General features: G+C 64.1%; 16 protein-coding genes. 9 read left to right on the top strand and 7 right to left on the bottom strand.

Annotation, left to right across the window (positions count from 1 at the left end):
- The first annotated feature begins 7 nt into the window (after positions 1-7).
- Entirely contained in the window at positions 8-487 is a 480-nt protein-coding gene (locus FJ973_RS03130) for a TerB family tellurite resistance protein (RefSeq protein WP_140492633.1), read from the top strand.
- Between the two features lie 22 nt (positions 488-509).
- Positions 510-1,238 (top strand): glutamine amidotransferase, encoded by a 729-nt coding sequence (locus FJ973_RS03125; RefSeq protein WP_140492630.1) that lies wholly within the window; start codon positions 510-512, stop codon positions 1,236-1,238.
- Between the two features lie 21 nt (positions 1,239-1,259).
- Here the strand turns inward: FJ973_RS03125 and FJ973_RS03120 are convergent, their stop codons facing one another.
- Positions 1,260-1,490, bottom strand: a complete 231-nt coding sequence (locus tag FJ973_RS03120) for a hypothetical protein (RefSeq protein WP_140492627.1) — start codon at positions 1,488-1,490, stop codon at positions 1,260-1,262.
- Positions 1,491-1,575: 85 nt separating this feature from the next.
- Entirely contained in the window at positions 1,576-2,814 is a 1,239-nt protein-coding gene (locus tag FJ973_RS03115; RefSeq protein WP_140554827.1) for an MFS transporter, read from the bottom strand.
- 893 nt (positions 2,815-3,707) lie between these two features.
- Here FJ973_RS03115 and FJ973_RS03110 point away from each other — a divergent pair.
- Positions 3,708-4,133: a hypothetical protein gene (locus FJ973_RS03110; RefSeq protein WP_140554826.1), complete on the top strand. Its 426-nt coding sequence runs from the start codon at positions 3,708-3,710 to the stop codon at positions 4,131-4,133.
- A gap of 34 nt (positions 4,134-4,167) precedes the next feature.
- Positions 4,168-4,575, top strand: a complete 408-nt coding sequence (locus FJ973_RS03105; protein ID WP_140492618.1) for a lysozyme inhibitor LprI family protein — start codon at positions 4,168-4,170, stop codon at positions 4,573-4,575.
- A gap of 179 nt (positions 4,576-4,754) precedes the next feature.
- Here FJ973_RS03105 and FJ973_RS03100 read toward each other — a convergent pair whose 3' ends face one another.
- From FJ973_RS03100 to FJ973_RS03080, 5 genes are all read right to left on the bottom strand, one after another.
- Entirely contained in the window at positions 4,755-5,216 is a 462-nt protein-coding gene (locus FJ973_RS03100; RefSeq protein WP_140492615.1) for a MucR family transcriptional regulator, read from the bottom strand.
- A gap of 216 nt (positions 5,217-5,432) precedes the next feature.
- Positions 5,433-6,137, bottom strand: a complete 705-nt coding sequence (locus tag FJ973_RS03095; protein WP_140554825.1) for an ROK family protein — start codon at positions 6,135-6,137, stop codon at positions 5,433-5,435.
- Positions 6,138-6,153: 16 nt separating this feature from the next.
- Positions 6,154-7,530 carry a glucose-6-phosphate dehydrogenase gene (gene zwf, locus FJ973_RS03090; RefSeq protein ID WP_140513965.1) on the bottom strand — a complete coding sequence of 459 codons (1,377 nt, stop codon included), beginning with the start codon at positions 7,528-7,530 and terminating at the stop codon, positions 6,154-6,156.
- Between the two features lie 22 nt (positions 7,531-7,552).
- The gene (gene gnd / locus FJ973_RS03085) at positions 7,553-8,569 is read right to left on the bottom strand and encodes a phosphogluconate dehydrogenase (NAD(+)-dependent, decarboxylating) (protein ID WP_140492606.1); all 1,017 of its coding nucleotides are present in this window, start codon (positions 8,567-8,569) and stop codon (positions 7,553-7,555) included.
- Between the two features lie 42 nt (positions 8,570-8,611).
- A complete protein-coding gene (locus tag FJ973_RS03080; RefSeq protein ID WP_140554824.1) occupies positions 8,612-11,029 on the bottom strand; it encodes a glucan 1,4-alpha-glucosidase in 2,418 nt (805 codons plus the stop codon).
- Between the two features lie 208 nt (positions 11,030-11,237).
- Here FJ973_RS03080 and FJ973_RS03075 point away from each other — a divergent pair, with 208 nt between their 5' ends.
- The 5 genes from FJ973_RS03075 to FJ973_RS03055 all read left to right on the top strand — a co-directional run bounded on the left by FJ973_RS03075 (position 11,238) and on the right by FJ973_RS03055 (position 17,909).
- The gene (locus FJ973_RS03075; protein ID WP_140492600.1) at positions 11,238-12,251 is read left to right on the top strand and encodes an ABC transporter substrate-binding protein; all 1,014 of its coding nucleotides are present in this window, start codon (positions 11,238-11,240) and stop codon (positions 12,249-12,251) included.
- Positions 12,252-12,300: 49 nt separating this feature from the next.
- Positions 12,301-13,764 (top strand): sugar ABC transporter ATP-binding protein, encoded by a 1,464-nt coding sequence (locus tag FJ973_RS03070; RefSeq protein WP_140554823.1) that lies wholly within the window; start codon positions 12,301-12,303, stop codon positions 13,762-13,764.
- 1 nt (position 13,765) lies between these two features.
- Complete coding sequence (locus FJ973_RS03065) at positions 13,766-14,740, top strand: ABC transporter permease (RefSeq protein ID WP_140554822.1); 975 nt, start codon at positions 13,766-13,768, stop codon at positions 14,738-14,740.
- 3 nt (positions 14,741-14,743) lie between these two features.
- Entirely contained in the window at positions 14,744-15,691 is a 948-nt protein-coding gene (locus FJ973_RS03060) for an ABC transporter permease (RefSeq protein WP_140554821.1), read from the top strand.
- A 145-nt stretch (positions 15,692-15,836) separates the two neighbouring features.
- On the top strand, positions 15,837-17,909 hold the full coding sequence (locus FJ973_RS03055; RefSeq protein WP_140554820.1) for a 3-hydroxyacyl-CoA dehydrogenase NAD-binding domain-containing protein: 2,073 nt from the start codon (positions 15,837-15,839) through the stop codon (positions 17,907-17,909).
- Positions 17,910-17,914 lie beyond the last annotated feature (5 nt).

The raw sequence follows: 17,914 nt of genomic DNA, 5'->3' as shown, positions 1-17,914 counted from the left end.
TGGATCGATGTTCGAACGCGTCCTGTCGTTTCTGAGGGATTTGCCGACCGGTACCGGCGCCCGCGCCAGCGCCGATGATCCGCGCGTGGCGGCTTCGGCGCTGCTCTACCACGTGATGAGCGCCGACGGCGTGCGCCAGGACGTCGAGTGGGAACGGTTCAAGGCAGTGCTGGCGCAGGCCTATTCGGTCAGCGGCAACGAGCTCGACGCGCTGGCCGCCGCCGGCGAGCGCGCCGACAACGAGGCGATCGACCTCTATGCCTTCACCAGCGTGCTGAAGCGCCACCTCGATGCCGAAGGCCGCAAGGCTTTCATCGGCCTGATGTGGGAGATCGTCTATGCCGATGGCGAGCTGCACGAGTTGGAAGACAACACGGTCTGGCGCGTTGCCGAGCTGATCGGCGTCGAACGCCAGGATCGCATCGAGGCGCGCCGCAAGGCGGCGGCCGCGGCGCCGGGGGCCCGTGGAACGTCGAGCGACGAATAGGATCCATCCGCCGATGCCGCCGATGCCGCCGCGTTCGAAGCCGAGAATCCTGATCGTGCTGCATCAGGAGAATTCGAGCCCCGGGCGCGTCGGCCACATGCTTCTCGAAGAGGGCTTCGATCTCGACATCCGCCGCCCGCCGCTTGGCGATCCCTTGCCAGAGACGCTCGACGGCCATGCCGGGGCCGTGGTGTTCGGCGGGCCGATGAGCGCCAATGACGAGGACGAGTTCGTCCGCCGCGAGACCGAGTGGCTTGAGGTTCCGCTGCGCGAGAACCGGCCGCTGCTGGGCATCTGCCTTGGCGCGCAGATGCTGGTCAACCATTTGGGCGGCAAGGTCGAGGGGCATGGCGAAGGGCTTGTCGAGATCGGCTGGTATCCGTTGAAGGCGACGGAAGCGGGCCAGAAACTGATGCGCTGGCCGGAAATGGTCTATCAGTTCCACCGCGAAGGTTTTTCGCTGCCCAGCGACGCGACCTTGCTGGCGACCGCCGAGACCTATCCCAACCAGGCTTTCCGCTACCGCGACAATGCCTGGGGCATCCAGTTCCACGGCGAATTGACCAGGCTGATGATGCAGCGCTGGGTGGTGCGCGGCGCGCACCGCTTCGAATTGCCGGGCGCCCAGCCCGGCCGCGACCATCTCGGCGGCAGGCTGATCTGGGACATGCACCTCAAGCGCTGGCTGGACGAGTTCCTGGTGCTGATTTTCGGCGGCCGACGGCGCGGTCGCGGCACAACCATCCCCTGATGGCGGGTCGTTTAACGCCTGCTAGTTCGAAAACGTCACGCTCACGCCGCGCTGACGAAAATAAGCCTGCATCAATTTGCGGCCCGAGCGGTTGTTCTGCGCCAGTTTGGTGGGATCGAACACCGCCTGCTTCATCCCCTCTCGTGCCAGCGCTGCCTTAAGCGTCGCGATATGGGCGTCGAGATCGGCATTGTCGGCCCGCAGCGACACATAGATACTCTCGGTTGCCTCAGCCACGGTCGGTTCGCTCACAGTTATCGTCCTTTGGTTGGTCGGGCGGCGGCTTAGCACGGATTCGCAGCCCGCCGATACCGGTGGACCTGAATTCGATGCCCCGTCAGTTTCGTCCATTGAGGTGCCGCACCCTTCGGAGCGCCGGGAACAGGTAGGCCCACAGGCCGGCAACGGCGATGGCGCCGACGCCGCCGATGACGACGGCCGGCACCGTGCCGATCAGCGCCGCCATGGTGCCGGCGCGGAATTCGCCGAGCTCGTTGGAGGCGCCGACGAAGACCTGATTGACGGCGTTGACGCGGCCGCGGACATGATCGGGGGTCCAGAGCTGGATCAAGGTTTCCCTGATGTAGACGCTGAACATGTCGGTGGCGCCGAGGAAGGCCAATGCCAGGATCGACAGCCAGGCGATGGTCGACAGGCCGAACAGCACCGTAAAGGCGCCGAACGCGGCCACGAAGCCGAGCATGATCAGGCCCGCGTGGTTGCGGATAGGATGACCAGCGAGCCAGATGGCGACACAGATGGCACCCACCCCTGGCGCCGAGCGCAGCAAACCAAGTCCCCAGGGACCGAGTTGCAATATGTCGCGGGCATAGATCGGCAGCAGCGCCGAGGCGCCGGACAGGAGCACGGCGAAGAGATCGAGCGAGATGGCGCCAAGCACGATCTTCTCGCCCCAGATGTAACCGAAGCCGGCGAACAGGGTCTGCATGGTCGGCTTGTCGGTCTCGCTGCGCTGTGCCGGCCTCGGTATGGTGAAGATCAGCAGCCCGGCGACGAGCATCAGCGCCGTGGCCGTGCCATAGGCCACCTCGGCCGATACGCCGTAGAGCAGGCCGCCGGCGACCGGCCCGACGATGGTCGCCGTCTGCCAGGCCGACGAGTTCCAGGCGATGGCGTTGGCGAAATCCCGGGGCGGCACCAGATTGGCGAACAGCGACGACGAGGCCGGTCCGAAGAAGGCGCGGGCAATGCCGAACATGGCGAGCACGATGAAGATTGGCAGCGGGCCGCTGATGCCGCGCAGGGTCAGGATGAGCAGCGCGAGCGCGCAGATCGCCTCGAGCAGCACCGCCAGCGCCATGATCAGCCGGCGGCCGAAACGGTCGGCAACGACCCCCGTGACCAGCACCAGGAGCAGCGCAGGCAGGAACTGGACGATGCCGACAAGCCCGAGATCGAGCGGGTCGCGGGTCAGGTCGTACATCTGCCAGCCGACCGCGACGGACACGATCATGGTGGCGAATGTGGTGAGGAAGCGCGCCGCCCAATAGCTCAGGAAGGAGCGATGGCGGAACGCGGTATAGCGCTGGTCCGGTGATATCTGTTCGGAGGTCATGGAACGAGGCCCCGTTAGAAGGATGGAGGCCGGCGGGGCACTTCCACGAAGGACGCTGGTCCGGCCGGGGAACCCTTTAGCCCAGTTCGACGTATGACGCGCGCAAAAAACAGGTTCTGGATCAAGGATTTTCTGACGTGTTCCATCGAACGCACACGAAACTCACCCGCCAAGGCCCGGCGGGACAGGAAAGCCTATCGGGTGTCTCGAAGACCGCATGTCTCCCCATCGTGCACGCGATAGCCTTGAAAGCCGATCGATGAGCAGCATTCTTTCGGCCTGCCCACTGGCATGGCCGAAACCTACCGATACATTGGGTTTTGGCGATAATGTCGAGCGTAACTTCACCCTTATATATCGTCGTTCCTTGTGAATTGGAACAATAGACCATTCCATGTTGGAATAATGCGAAAAGCGTACGCGTAATCAGCAATCTTTTTGCTGGCGCCTTTCTGTCATTGCATTTAAGTACTTGCTAAATCAAGCAGGGTGCTTACTGGATTATTAAGCATTTTCAAAACAGAACTCAAGATCGGGCAATTTTTCCTTGCTAGCCGGGGACATCGGTTACAACCTATGGATACATCAACCGCGCCGGCGGATCGTTGGCATGCTTGGGCGGATGGGCGCTAGGCATGGAGAGGGAAATGGACATTCGCCAAGGCGGCTCCCGCTGGGAGCGCTCCCCTCGATTTGAGGAATTGCGACGGCCGGCCGCAAAGTCGTCGAATGCATGGGCCACAGCCCGGCAATCCAAGCTTCGATACGCAGGGCAACTATCAGGGGTGCAATGGCATCGGCTGCCAGGTCGATGCGCCTGACGATGACAATTCATCGGGTGACGACGATTCCGACTGACAGCCACACTCCGCAAAGGAAGAGGAAAACCACCTATGTCTGAATTCGGCGACTTGGTTCGACGGCACGCCAAAATCGTCATGATCGGGCTGGCGGGGTTGATACCGACATCTGCTTTCGCGAACGATGCCTGCGACGGCGTCAAGGTCGAAGTGACGAAGGCGCGCAAACAGGAATATGCACCGCTCGTCGCTTCGGCGATGGACAATAAGTTCAAGCCCGCCCGCGCCAAGTTCATCACCATCTTGGAAAGCGGCAACTGGAGCGCCGCTTATGTCTCCACGCCTGTGAGCGATGACGGCGTGATGTTCTTCCAGACCGTCGACGGAAAGAAGCAGTTTCGTGACGTCTGGGGCGGCTATGCCGATCCATCGGAAAAGCCTGGACTGGTATCCTGGGCGAAGAAGCTCGGAGCGCCGGAAAAGCTGGCCAGGTGCTTCGCCGAAACCGTTACGGAATGACGATGCCGCTCACCTGCAAAGAGGACGAGAACCAATGAAAACCGCAATTCTGACCACCGCCGTAGTTCTGGCCATGCCGGCTTTCGCTTTTGCCAAGGACAAGTGCGCCGACGCCAAGGATCAGGCCACCATGAACCAATGCGCCGATGCTTCGTTCAGGAAATCCGACAAGAAGCTCAACGAACTTTACAAGCAGATCGAAACCCGCCTGAAGGACGACGCGGATACCAAGAAGCTTCTTGTCCAAGCGCAGCAGAATTGGATCAAGTTCCGCGACGCCGAGTGCAATTTCCAGATCGCGGGAGCGGCCGGAGGCAGCGTGGTCCCCATGCTCCTCTCGATGTGCATGGATGGCCTGACGCAATCCCGGGTCAAGGATTTCGAGGGTTACCTGAATTGCAAGGAAGGCGATCTGAGCTGTTCCGTTCCGGCAGCGAACTGAGGTTTCCTGCCAGTCTGCAGACGGGGTGGAAAATCATTCCCTCAGCGCGCCGGAGATGGCATCGAGCCCGCCCTGCAATTGCGCGCTCGCCATGGAAGAGCGTAAGATCGGGCAGCCTGCCAAGACGGAACCGCCGGCAGGCCTCAATCAAACCATTGGCTCAGCGCCGGAATGCGCGCTCAGGCCGAGACCTTGGCTTTCCTGCCCCTGGCCGGCGCTTTCGGGGCGACGGCCTTGCGGCCGAGACCGATCGACTTAGCCAGTTCCGAACGCGAGGCCGCGTAATTGGGAGCGACCATCGGATAGTCCGACGGCAAGCCCCATTTGGCGCGGTAGGCGTCCGGCGTCAGGCCGAAATGCACGCCCAGATGACGCTTCAGCGATTTGAACTTCTTGCCGTCCTCCAGGCAGATGATGAAATCCGGCGTCACCGACTTCTTGGGATTGACCGCCGGCACGAGCGGCGCCGCCACGGGTACGGCCGGCTGGCCGAGCCCGCTGATCGAAGCGCTGACGCTGGCGATGAGGTCGGCCAGGCCGGAGGCGGGCAGGCGGTTCTTCTCGACGTAAGCCGACACGATATGGGCGGTCAGCTCGAGAAGGTCGATATCCTTGCGAGCGTCGTTGCTGTCGTCGGTCAATCTATTTTCCTCCGTCTATGGCGTATGGGGCCCGAAATCGGCACAGTTTCGGATGGGATGATGCGCAAAGTTAAAGTGCGGCGGCGTCTTTGCACGTCCCTCGCGGTTCGTCGCGATGTAGTGCGCCGGAATTCCTAGTCGGCAAATCTGCGCAATGCAACGACTTGGCCCCGCGTCACACATTATTTTGAATAACTATACTGAACTGTAATACTATCAGACGATCAGGGCCTTGTCTCGCCACAGACGAAATCCGCCTTCGAAGGCGCGTGTGTTGTCGCCGCGCCTGCTGTCGGCGGGCAAATCGCCGAGCTTGTCGACATTGCCGCCGCCGATGACGACATAATCGGGCTGCATGGCGGCGCGCAGCCGGTCGACGACGTCGAAAACGGATTTTCGCCATTTCTTCTTGCCGCGTTTTATCAGGCCGCGCTCACCGACATAGTCCTCGAAGCTCTTGCCCTTCTTATAGGGAAGATGGGCGAGTTCCATCGGTTGGGCGACGTTGTCGACGATCATCGCCGCACCCAGGCCGGTTCCCAACCCCAGGAACAGCATGCGACCGCCTTCATAGCTGCCGATGGCCTGCATCAGCGCGTCGTTGACCACCTTGACCGGTTTGCCGAACTGCGCGGCGAAGTCGAAGCCGGCCCAGCCCTTGCCGAGATTGGCGGGATCGAACAAGGGCCTGTTGTGATGCACCGGGCCGGGATAGCCCATCGAGACGACGTCGTAGGACAGTCCGTCGGCCAGCGCCTTCACCGCATCGATCATCTGCTGGGGCCTCAGGTCCGGCCCGGAATCGGCGCGGCGCTCAGCACCGCCTGAGCTGGTGAGGATCTTGACGTGCGAGCCGCCTATGTCGATCGACAGCACGATCGGATCGCCGCTCGCCGCTTTCGGCCTTGCCGTCCTGGCCATGCTGCCCTCTCCCAGCCTATTTCGATGGATTGATCCAGCCGTTCGGCGGCCCGAAGCCGTTCATGGCGGCTGCCGGCCCCCAGGTCTTCGGTTCATAAAGATGCGGCGGCGTGGTGTCGCCGAGGACCGGCCCGACGATGCGCCAGGCAAGTTCGCTGGCGTCCTGGCGGGTAAAAAGCTGGCCATTGCCGTTCATGGCATCGCCGATCAGCCGTTCATAGGGCGGCATATCGCCCTTGCTGTCGTCGAGCGCCGTCAGTTCGACCTGTTCGCCGACCATGTCGTCGCCCGCTGCCTTGCGCTGGGCGCCGATCGAGATCGCCACCTGCGGGTCGATGCGGAAGCGCACATAATTGGCGTCGTTCGGCTTGATCGGGTCGAAGACATCGAGCGGCGGCCGCTTCAGCCGCACGATCACCTCCGTGGCATGCACCGGCATGTTCTTGCCGGCGCGGATGAAGAACGGCACGTCGCGCCAGCGCCAGGTGTCGACGAAGAAGCGCACCGCCGCGAAAGTTTCGACCGGCGAGTTGGGCGCCACGCCGGGCTCGGCGAGATAGCCGTCGAATTGGCCACGCACGATATCGTCCTTGGTCAAGGTGCGGATCGCGCGCAGCACCTGCACCTTCTCGTCGATCAGGTCGTCGGCGGAACGGCCGACCGGCGGTTCCATCGCCAGCAGCAGGAGGATGTTGAGCAGATGGTTCTCGATCACGTCCCTGACGCAGCCGACCTCGTCATAGAACCGGCCGCGCCCATCGATGCCGAAATCCTCGGCCATGGTGATCTGCACGCTCTCGACGAAATTGCGGTTCCAGATCGGTTCCAGGAAGGAATTGGCGAAGCGGAAATAGAGCAGGTTCTGGATCGCCTCCTTGCCGAGATAGTGATCGATGCGGAAGATCGACTGTTCGTCGAACACCAGATGCAGCACCCGGTTCAGCCAGCGCGCCGATTGCAGGTCATGGCCGAAGGGCTTTTCCACCATCAGCCGCGCGCCGCGCGCCGTGCCCGATTGCTCCAGGCCCTGGACCACCGTCTCGAACATGGTCGGCGGCACCGCCATGTAGTGCAGCGGCCGCTGGGCGGTGCCCAGCGCGCTCTTCAGTTTCTCGAACGTGGCCGGATCGCGATAGTCGCCGCTGACATAGCGCAGTAGCGAAGCGAGCTTGGCGAACACCTTCTCGTCGATCTTGCCGAGCGTATTGACGATGCCGTCGCGCGCGCGGTCCTGCAATTTCCTCAAATCCCAGGCGTCGAAGGCGACGCCGATCACCGGTTCGGTAAGCGTCCCCTTGGCGACCATGGCATAGAGGGAAGGAAATATCTTCTTATGGGCAAGGTCGCCGGTCGCCCCGAAGAGCACCAGCGTATCGGACCGTTCCGGGCTCATGAGCGCGTCTCCCCTGCCGCCGTCACTTGCCGGCCTTCGGTTTTTCGACATGGCCGCCGAATGCATAGCGCATGGCCGACAAGAGCTTGTCGGCGAATTCGGATTCGCCTTGCGAGGAGAAGCGGTCGAACAGGGCCGAGGACAGCACCGGCGCCGGCACGCCGGTGTCGATGGCCGCTTTCAGGGTCCAGCGGCCTTCGCCGGAATCGGACACCCGGCCGCCAAACTGGGTCAGGCCGGGATCGCTCTTCAACGCGCCGGCGGTGAGATCAAGCAGCCACGAGCCGATGACGCTGCCATGCCGCCAGACCTCGGCCACTTCGGCAAGGTCGATGTCAAACTGGTAGTATTCGGGGTTCTGCAACGGGCTGGTCTCGGCATCGGCCTCGCGCTTGACCTTGCCGGCATTGCCGGCCTTGAGAATATTCATGCCTTCGGCATAGGCGGCCATGACGCCGTACTCGATGCCGTTATGGACCATCTTGACGAAGTGGCCGGCGCCGCTCGGGCCACAATGCAGATAGCCGAAGGGCGCCGTGCCGGCCGTCTTGTCGGGAGCGGGCGCACCGGCATCCGCGCCGGGCGCCAGCGTGGCGAAGACCGAATCGAGATGCCGGACCGCGTCATCGGGCCCGCCGATCATCAGGCAGTAGCCGCGATCCAGGCCCCAGACGCCGCCGCTGGTGCCGACATCGACATAGTTGAGGCCCTTGGCGGCGAGCTTGGCGGCCCGGTCGACGTCGTCGTGATAGTAGGAATTGCCGCCGTCGATGATGATGTCGCCGGGTTCCATCAGCGCCGCCACCTGATCGACGATCTTGCCGGTGATGGCCGCAGGCAGCATCAGCCACACGCAGCGCGGCTTGGCGAGCTTGCCGACGAATTCCGCCATCGATGCAGCCCCCGAGGCGCCGTCGCCGACCAGGGCCGCGACGCTTGCCGGGTTGATGTCGTAGACGACGCATTCGTGGCCGTCACGCATCAGGCGCCGGACCATGTTGGCGCCCATTCGGCCCAGTCCCATCATTCCGATCTGCATGGTCTCATCCTTGTGTCTTGAAGAGGATCTGCCGGGAAGGATCTACAGTCTGTCCTGTTCACCAATGATGACGGAGAAGTCGACATTCTCCCAATCGCCGCTGCCGGGCCAGAAAAAAGTGAAGATCAGCGTGCTCCCCTCGGGCAGGCCGGCGACCGGCAGATCAGCAACATGGACGCCGAAGGCATTCTCGCTGGTCGCGCTGTCATGCACGGTCGCCCAATTGTCGACGCTCCAATGAACGGTTGCCTTCGCCAAAAGCTCGACGCGCATTGTCTTGCCGGCCGGCATGGAACGGATCTTGTTGTTGAAGCGCCATGTCCGGAACGGCGAGACGGTCCTATTGTCGATATAGCGTTCGACGCCTTGCGGCGGCATGTCGAACACCGCGCCGTCGCGCAGCGAGCGCAGCAGCTTGATATGTTCGGAATGCGCCCAGACCAGCGGCATGGCGCTGCCCGAGGGCTTGCCATGCAGCAGTTCGCGCTCGGGGAGGTCGGCGCCGTCCCAGATCTGCTCCGGCAACAGGCCGCCCGGTCCGGACGAGCCCTCCATCGCCGCCAGCAGCGAGGTCGCCTTGTCCTTGCGTCCGGCCGCCAGCTCGTAATGGGCCCGTTCGCCGGCGAGCAACGGCCAGGGGCGGCCCTGGCCGGTGCCGTCGAATGGCGCGCCGTCCTCGTGCTCGCCATAGCCGTCGCCGGTGTAGCGATACCAGAGCGGCCCCTGCGGCAGTTGCCGGCGCAGCTGCGCGTCGATGACCTTGACCGTGTCGACGATGCGCGGATCGTCGGCTGCCCTGAGGCCAAAGCGCACCAGGGCAAATGCGTCCGGGCTGACGATTTCCTGCGCCGGCCGGTCGGCATCGCCAGGCGGGCGGTTTTTGATCGGCACATAGCCGTCCTTCGGCGAACCGGCCTCGGCGCTGTCGGGCGGTGCGATGCGGACATAGTAACCCGCGACGCCGGTCGCCTCGCAGCTTGCCGTGCCGGTGACATAGGTCCAGCGCTCGACCTGGTCGTTCCAGCCGTCGGCGGTCTCGCGCAGATAGCTTGCTGCGTCCTGCTTGCCGCAGGCCTCCAGCATATCCGCGGCGGCAAGCAGCGCCGCGATCTCAACGGCGAGCGTGAACGGGCTGTAACCGGAATCCTCCTCCCAACGGTCCTCGCCGGTGACGGGTCCATTGCGCACGACATAGGCTGCGGCGCGCTCGATCATTGGCAGGAAGGCCAAAAGCCTGGCGCGCGGCAAATGGCCCTGGCGCCGCAGCGCATCCGCCAGCAGCAGCGGAAAGGCGCATTCGTCCATCTGGATGCCCGGCCAATAAGCTGTCCCATCGAGCCAGGCGTTCTGCGGCCAGTGGCCATCCGGCTGCTGGATGGAGCAGAGATAGTCGAGGGTTTGCAGGGCCGAAGCGGCATCGCCGGCGGCGAGAAAGCCGCCCGCCGTCTCGACCAGATCGCGCGGCCAGACCAGATGGTAGCCGCCGAGATCGTCGTCGCCCTTGTCGAAGCCCCATGGGATAGACAGGCTGGCGACCGCCGCGCCCGGCATGAGCGATGACCGGTGCGTCGCCAGGACGGCGGTGGAGATCCTGTAGCTGTTCACTCCGGACGCGCCACGGCGGTCCAGCCGCAGCAGGCCAGCCTGCCATTCGCGCCATTGTTCGGCGTAGGAAGTCGCCGCCGCCGCGAAACCCTGCCTGAGGCTGGCGAAGGCATTTCGAGCGGCCTCTTCGGACGTCGCCCCGAAGCCCAGCGCCAGTACCGTTTTGGTGCTGTTGGCGGAAAACCCGATTTCGCCGGTCAGCGCTACATTGCCGTCCTCGGCTTGCTGAAAGGCTGGATCGAGCCTACCGGTGTTGCGCAGTTGCTGCCAGCCGTCGGAGACGCCGACATATCCGGCCGAGCCGTTCCGCCAGGGCAGCGATGGGGCCAGCGCAAGGCAAGTGCCGCGGCCCGAGGCGAACAGCACAGGCTCTCCCTCATGGTCGCCGACCCAGGCGGTGTTGCCCATGCCGGCATTGACCAGATGCGGCGCCAGCAAGGCGTGGACGCGGTAGTCGCCCGGCGCGCCCTTGAGCGGCGTGAAGGTGATCTCCTGCAGCAAGGTGGGTCGTGCAGGGTCGGCCAGGATACGCTTCTCGATCCGGTAGGCGCCGTCATCAGCGGTGTTGACCAGCCTGTAGGCTGGCACGCCTTCTTCGAACGGTTCGATGCCATGCGCGGCATCACGTTTTTCTTCCGAGAAATATCCGTTCGGGCCGGTGACAATCAGGCCGAGGTCGCGGGTGCAGGCACTGTCGACACCGGGATAGTAGATCTCGTTCAGGATGCCATGGCTGACCGTGAACCAGACGCGGCTCGACGGCGAAAGCGCCGCGCCGACGCCGCTTTTGGCGCTTGACGTCCAGCGCGCCGGAATTCCCGGAGCCCCCGGGGGAACGATCGGCGTCACTGCCATGCGTCTGCGGCCTCCTGCCCGCATGCCTAGCCCATCCACCGAAGCCTTTTCAATCGTCGCACCGCAATGTGATCAGCGGCATCTTATGGATTGCAGTTGACAGCTCGCCGGCCTTCTGCACTTTTGTCTGACAATAGATAAAAAACAGGTACGCAAGCGCGATAGTCACCAGCAGCCATCAAGACCAGCAACTCGGGAGGAGTATGACATGAAGAAACTGTTCGTCCTGGGCACCCTTGCAGCGGTGCTCGCAGCCGGTACGGCGTTTGCCGACACCAGCGGCAAGAAGATCGCTTTCTCCAACAATTACGCCGGCAATTCGTGGCGGCAGGCGATGCTCGACAGCTACAACGCCGTCACCAAGAAGGCGGTGGCCGACAAGGTGGTCGGGGCCGCCGATGTCTTCACGACGGCCGACAAGGAAGTGCCGACCCAGGCAGCCCAGGTGCAAAACCTGATTCTACAGGGCTATGACGCCATCGTCATCAACGCCGCCTCGCCCGACGCGCTGAACGGTGCCATCAAGCAGGCCTGCGACGCCGGCATCGTGGTCGTTTCCTTCGACGGCATCGTCACCGAACCCTGCGCCTACCGCGTCGTCGTCGACTATAAGGACATGGGCAAGCAGGAAGTCGAGCATATGGCCAAGTTCCAGCCCAAGGGCGGCAACCTGCTCGAGATCCGTGGCCTCGCCGGCACCTCGATCGACGACGCCATCCATGCCGGCATCCTCGAAGGCGTGGCCGCCCATCCCGAGTTCAAGATCGTCGGCTCGGTGACCGGCGACTGGGACCAGACGACGGCGCAGAAGGCGGTGGCGACCATCCTGCCCTCGCTGCCCGAAATCGTCGGCATCGTCGACCAGGGCGGTGACGGCTATGGCGCCGCGCAAGCCTTCGCCGCCGCCGGCAAGCCGCGCCCGACCATCATCATGGGCAACCGCCAGGACGAGCTGAAATGGTGGAAGGAACAGAAGGAAAAGGACGGCTACCAGACCTGGTCGGCCTCGATCGCGCCCGGTGTCTCGACGCTCGCCTTCTGGGTGGCGCAGCAAGTGCTCGACGGCCGCAAGGACATTCCCCACGACCTGCTGGTGCCGTATCTCGCCTTCACTCAGGACGATTTCGAGGCCGCTCTGCCGAAGATCAAGGAGGGCGGTGTCGCCACGCACGAATACACACAGGAAGATGCCATCGCGGCCATCAAAGCCAATATCAAGTGAATGTCGCACACGCGTTGCCGTGCACATCGCCGACCGGATATCGTTGAGCATGCCTGAAGGGAACGCGGACATCATCAGACTGAGCGGCGCCGAAAAACACTTCGGCGCCGTTCGCGCGCTTGGCGGCGTCGACTTCACTGTCGGGCCCGGCGAGTGCGTCGGCCTCGTCGGCCACAACGGCGCCGGCAAATCGACGCTCATGCACATGGTGGCGGGCACGCTGACACCCGACAGCGGAACGATCGGCGTGCATGGTGAGGCCGAGGAGAACTACTCGGTGTCGCGGGCACAGCAGCTCGGCATACGCTGCGTGTTCCAGGAATTGTCGCTGTGCCCCAATCTCAGCGTCGCCGAGAACACGCGCATCAACCACGCCTCGCTCACCGGCTTCGGCTGGCGGCGCAAGGCGGCCGAACTGATCACGGCCAAGCTGGACGAAATCTTTCCCGACCATGGCATCTCGGCGGCCGACATCGCCGGTGACCTTTCCATCGGACGGCGACAGATGGTGGAGGTGGCGCGCGCGTTCACGCTGAGCCGCGAGCCGCTGCACCTGGTTATCCTCGACGAGCCGACGTCCTCGCTCGACGCGCACACGGCGGGTCAGCTGCTTGCCTTCGTGCGCCGCTTCGTCGCGTCGGGCGGCAGCTGCATTCTCATCTCGCATGTGCTGGGCGAAGTGCTGCAGAACGCCGATCGCATCGTCGTGATGCGCGACGGCAAGGTTGTCGCCGCCGACGCGGCGAACGCTTTCGACCGCGATAGGCTGGTCGCCACCATGGGCGGCGCCGAAGGACATCGGAGGACCGCCACCGAAATCCGGAAAGCCGAGGCCGGCCCGTTGCGGGTGCGCGCACGGCCGGCGCGGCAGCAGGACGGCAAGGAGCTGGTGGCCCGCGCCGGCGAGATCATCGGACTTGCCGGCCTGGCCGGCCATGGCCAGACCGATCTGCTGCTGGCGATCTTCGCCGCGGCATCGCGCGCCAAGGCCGGCGTCGAGGTCACCGCACCGGTGGCGCTTGTGGCCGGCGACCGCCAGGCGGACGGCATCTTCCCGCAGTGGTCGATCGCTGAAAATATCGGCATCCGCTCGCTGGCTCGGCTGCGCAACGGGCTGTTGATCTCGCCTCGGCGCGAGGCCGAACTGGCCGGGTTCTGGCAAAAGAAGATCGGCATCCGCACGCCGGATATGAACAACAACATCTTTTCGCTGTCGGGCGGCAACCAGCAGAAGGCCTTGTTCGCCCGGGCACTCGGCTCCGATGCCGGGATCGTGCTGATGGACGACCCGATGCGCGGCGTCGACATCGGCACCAAGCTCGAGGTTTACGATCTCGTGCGCGAGGAGGCCGGCAAAGGCCGCACCTTCCTCTGGTACACCACGGAAACGGAAGAACTCGACAATTGCGACCATGTCTATGTCTTCAAGAACGGCCGCATCGTCGCCAATCTGACGCGCGACGAGCTGACGGAAGAAAAGATCATCCAGTCCTCCTTCGGCGACGCGGCCTGAGATGACGGCCGTCTCTGTTCAAAACGGTTCGAAGACCTTTGGTCGCGGAGCGGCACGCGCCCGCCTACTGCGTGGGCTGCTGCCGGCGCTGTCGCTGGTGCTGGTGCTGCTCGCTATCGCCTGGCTCAATCCGCGCGCCATCAGCTATTTCGGCTTCGGCCTGATGCTGAACCTGGTGATCCCGATCGCGCTGGCGACGATAGCGCAGATGTTCGTCATATCGGGCAACGAGCTCGACCTGTCGATCGGCACCTTTGTCGGTTTCGTCGGTTGCGTCACCGCGACGTGGTTGAAGGACGCACCGCTCATCGGCGTCCTCATCCTGCTCGGATCGATCGGCGTCTATGCGCTGCTCGGCGCGCTGATCCACCTGCGCAATTTGCCATCGATCGTGGTGACGCTGGGCATGAGTTTCGTCTGGCAGGGGCTGGCCATCCTGGTGCTGCCCAAGCCGGGCGGCAAGGCGCCGGACTGGCTGCTGGCGATCATGGCGTTCAAGCCGCCCTTTGTGCCCTTCCCCATCATCGCGGCGCTGCTGATTGGCCTCATCGTCCATTTCGGCCTGATGCGCACCTCCTATGGCGTGATCCTGCGCGGCTCGGGCGGCAACCCGGCTGCGCTCAAACGTGCCGGCTGGTCGCTGCTCAAGACCAAGGTCGTGTTGTTCGCGCTGACGGGTCTGTTCGGCGTGCTGTCCGGCATGGCGCTGATCGGCATCACCACTTCGGCCGATGCCAATATCGGCAATGGCTACACGCTGCTTTCGATCGCCGGCGTCATCCTCGGCGGCGGCGAATTCGTCGGCGGACGCGTGTCGCCGATCGGCGCGGTAATCGGCGCGCTGACCTTGGCGTTGGCGGCATCGCCGCTGCTCACCTTCATGCACATCCCGCCCGACTGGCAGGTGGCGGCCAATGGCGCCATCCTGATCATTGTGCTGGCGGCGCGGGTGCTGATCAGCCGCAAGGAGAGGTGAGCGATGACGCTGGTTAGATCGCTGGCTGCCAAACCCTGGATCTGGTCGTTCGTCGGCGCGCTTGTGGTGTGGCTGGCGACGATCGCCTTCACCGGCGGCTATGGCGCCGGCGGCATGGTAACCGCTGCCCTTTCGCTCGCGGTGTTCACCGTCATCGTCGGCGTCGGCCAGATGTTCGTCATCACGCTTGGGCCGGGCAATGTCGACCTGTCGCTACCGGCCAATATCGGGCTCGCCAGCGCGGTGGCCATGAAGGTGATGGGCGGCAGCGATGCCATGATTGTGGTCGGGCTGCTGGCTGCGCTTGCCTGTGGTGCGGCTATCGGTGCCGTCAACTATCTGCTGATCTGGGCGCTGCGAATACCGCCGATCATCGCCACTTTGTCGGCGAGCTTCATCATCCAGTCGGTCGACATCAGCTATGGGCGCGGATTGCAGATCAAGCCGCCGCCGGGCTTTGCCGATTTCGCCAACCGGCAGGTTCTCGGCATTCCGGTGCTGGCGGTTCTCACCGTGCTGTTTACCATCGGTGCGGCCATCGCCTTGCAGCGCATGATCTATGGTCGCTCGGTGCTGGCGATAGGCCAGAACATCCGCGCCGCCTGGCTCGCCGGCGTCAATGTCGGCCGCGTCCGTTTCCTCACCTACACGCTGTCGGGCGCGCTCGGCGGCATCGACGGCGCGCTGCTCGCCGGTTATTTCCGCGGCGCCAATGTCGATATCGGCAACGAGTATTTGCTGGCTTCGATCGCCGTGGTGGTCATCGGCGGCACCTCGGTGGCCGGCGGCAAGGCCAATGTCCCCGGCGTCTGGGGCGCAGCACTGTTCCTGGTGCTGCTTTTGACCATGCTCAACACATTCGGCGTCAGCGCCGGCGTGCGCCTGCTCTTGACCGGGCTGATCATCGTCGGCGTGATCACGGCGGCCGGCGGGGAGAAGGCGGTGCGGTGATATTCGCCTCACTTCAACCGCAACTCGCCAGCGTGCCGCCCTACAGCCTGTCCTGACAAGTCTTGTGCCAGTGCGACACGCGGTTCCCATTCGCGGCGCGGCCTAGTAAACCCTCCCGATCGCAGCCGGTCTCGGGAGGTTCAGCTTGTCCAATTTTGTCAGCGTCGCCAGGGACAACGACGTCGCCATCATCACCATCGACAACCCGCCGGTCAACGCGCTGAGCTTTCATGTCCGCGAACCACTGATGCAGGCGCTGGTTGCCTTGCGTGACGACGCATCCGTCGCGGTCATCGTCGTCGCATGCGCGGGCCGGACCTTCGTCGCCGGCGCCGACATCACCGAATTCGGCAAGCCCGTGCAGCAGCCCGAGCTGCGTGCCATCATTGGGACGCTGGAAACCATCGCCAAACCTACGGTCGCCGCCATCCACGGCACCGCGCTGGGCGGCGGGCTGGAGCTGGCGCTCGGCTGTCACTTCCGCGTTGCCGATGCCGACGCCAGGCTCGGCCTGCCCGAGGTGAAGCTTGGACTGCTGCCAGGCGGCGGCGGCACGGTGCGGCTGCCGCGCCTCGTCGGCGCGATCAAAGCGCTCAGGATGATCGTTTCCGGTGCGCTGGTCGGTGCTGATGAGGCGCATGAAGCCGGACTGGTCGATGCTGTCTTCGAGAGTAACGTGACCACGCATGCCGTGAACTTCGCCAGGGAGATCGCTCGCAAGGGCGGGCCGTTCACGCCGGTGCGCGATCGCGATGACGAGATCAAGAAAACCGAGCTGGCCGCTTTCGATGCCGAGGCGGCGGATCTCGCCAGGAAGGCGCGCGGCCTCGACGCACCGATCGCTTGCGCGCAAGCGGTGCGCAACACCGTCACGATGTCGTTCGAGGAAGCTCTGGCTGCCGAACGCGCGCTGTTCATGAAGCTGGTTGCCGGCGATCAGTCGCGGGCGCAGCGGCATCTGTTCTTCGCCGAGCGTGAAGCCGCAAAGATCCCGGGCAAGGACCTTGTCCGGCGCAGGATCGCCCGCGTCGGCGTCGTCGGCGCCGGCACGATGGGCGGCGGCATCGCCATGGCCTTCGTCAATGGCGGTTTTCCAGTCACCTTATTGGAGACCAGCCAGGAAGCCTTGCAGCGCGGGCTCGGCATGATCGACAAGAACTATGCCGTCTCGGTCTCGCGTGGCTCCTTGACCGAAGACGCCAAGCGCCAACGCCTCGCTCAATTCAAGGGCTCCATCGACTATTCCGACCTCGCCGATTGCGACCTGATCATCGAGGCGGTGTTCGAGGACATGGCGGTCAAGAAAGAGGTGTTCGGCAAGCTCGATGCCATGGCCAAGCCGGGAGCGATACTCGCCACCAACACCTCCTATCTCGACATCGACGAAATCGCCGCCTCGATCTCGCGCCCGCAAGACGTGCTCGGCCTGCACTTCTTCTCGCCGGCCAACGTCATGAAGCTGTTGGAGATCGTGCGCGCCGGCAAGACCGCGTCCGACGCGCTGGCAACCGTAGTCGACTTGGCGCGGCGGGTCGGCAAGGTGGCCGTCGTCGTCGGCGTCTGCCATGGGTTCGTCGGCAACCGCATGCTGGCCGCGCGCGGCTCCGAATCGGAAGCCTTGCTGCTGGAAGGCGCGACGCCCAGCCAGATCGACAAGGCCTTCACCGATTTCGGCTGGCCGATGGGGCCCTTCCAGATGAGCGATCTCGCCGGCCTCGACATTAGCTGGCGCAACCGCAAGGCGCGAGGCCAGACGGCCGTGATCGCCGACACGTTGTGCGAACAGGGGCGTTTCGGCCAGAAAACCGGTCGAGGTTATTATCTTTACGAGAACGGGTCACGTATGCCGGTCCCGGACCCGCAGATCGATGCGCTGATCCGCGGTAAGGCAGCCGAGAAGGGCATCGCGTCGCGCGAAATCAGCGCGGAAGAAATCATCGAGCGCACGCTCTATCCCATGGTCAACGAGGGGGCCAAGATTCTGGAAGAAGGGATAGCCGCCCGCGCCTCCGACATCGATGTCATCTGGGTCAACGGCTATGGCTTTCCCATCGGCAAGGGCGGTCCGATGTTCTGGGCCGGCCTCGAAGGCGCGCCCAGGATCGTCGAGCGGCTCGAATATTGGCACCAGCGGACGGGCAAGGATGTTTTCAAGCCGGCGCGGCTGCTGAAACGGATGGCCGAGACCGGCTCCTGGGAGGCTGGCGCAAGACCTTGATCGAA

Origin of the sequence: Mesorhizobium sp. B2-1-3, assembly GCF_006442495.1 — a bacterium.
Classification (GTDB): domain Bacteria; phylum Pseudomonadota; class Alphaproteobacteria; order Rhizobiales; family Rhizobiaceae; genus Mesorhizobium.
The sequence above is the reverse complement of the archived record's forward strand: the minus strand, read 5'-3'. Positions and strand labels throughout refer to the sequence as shown.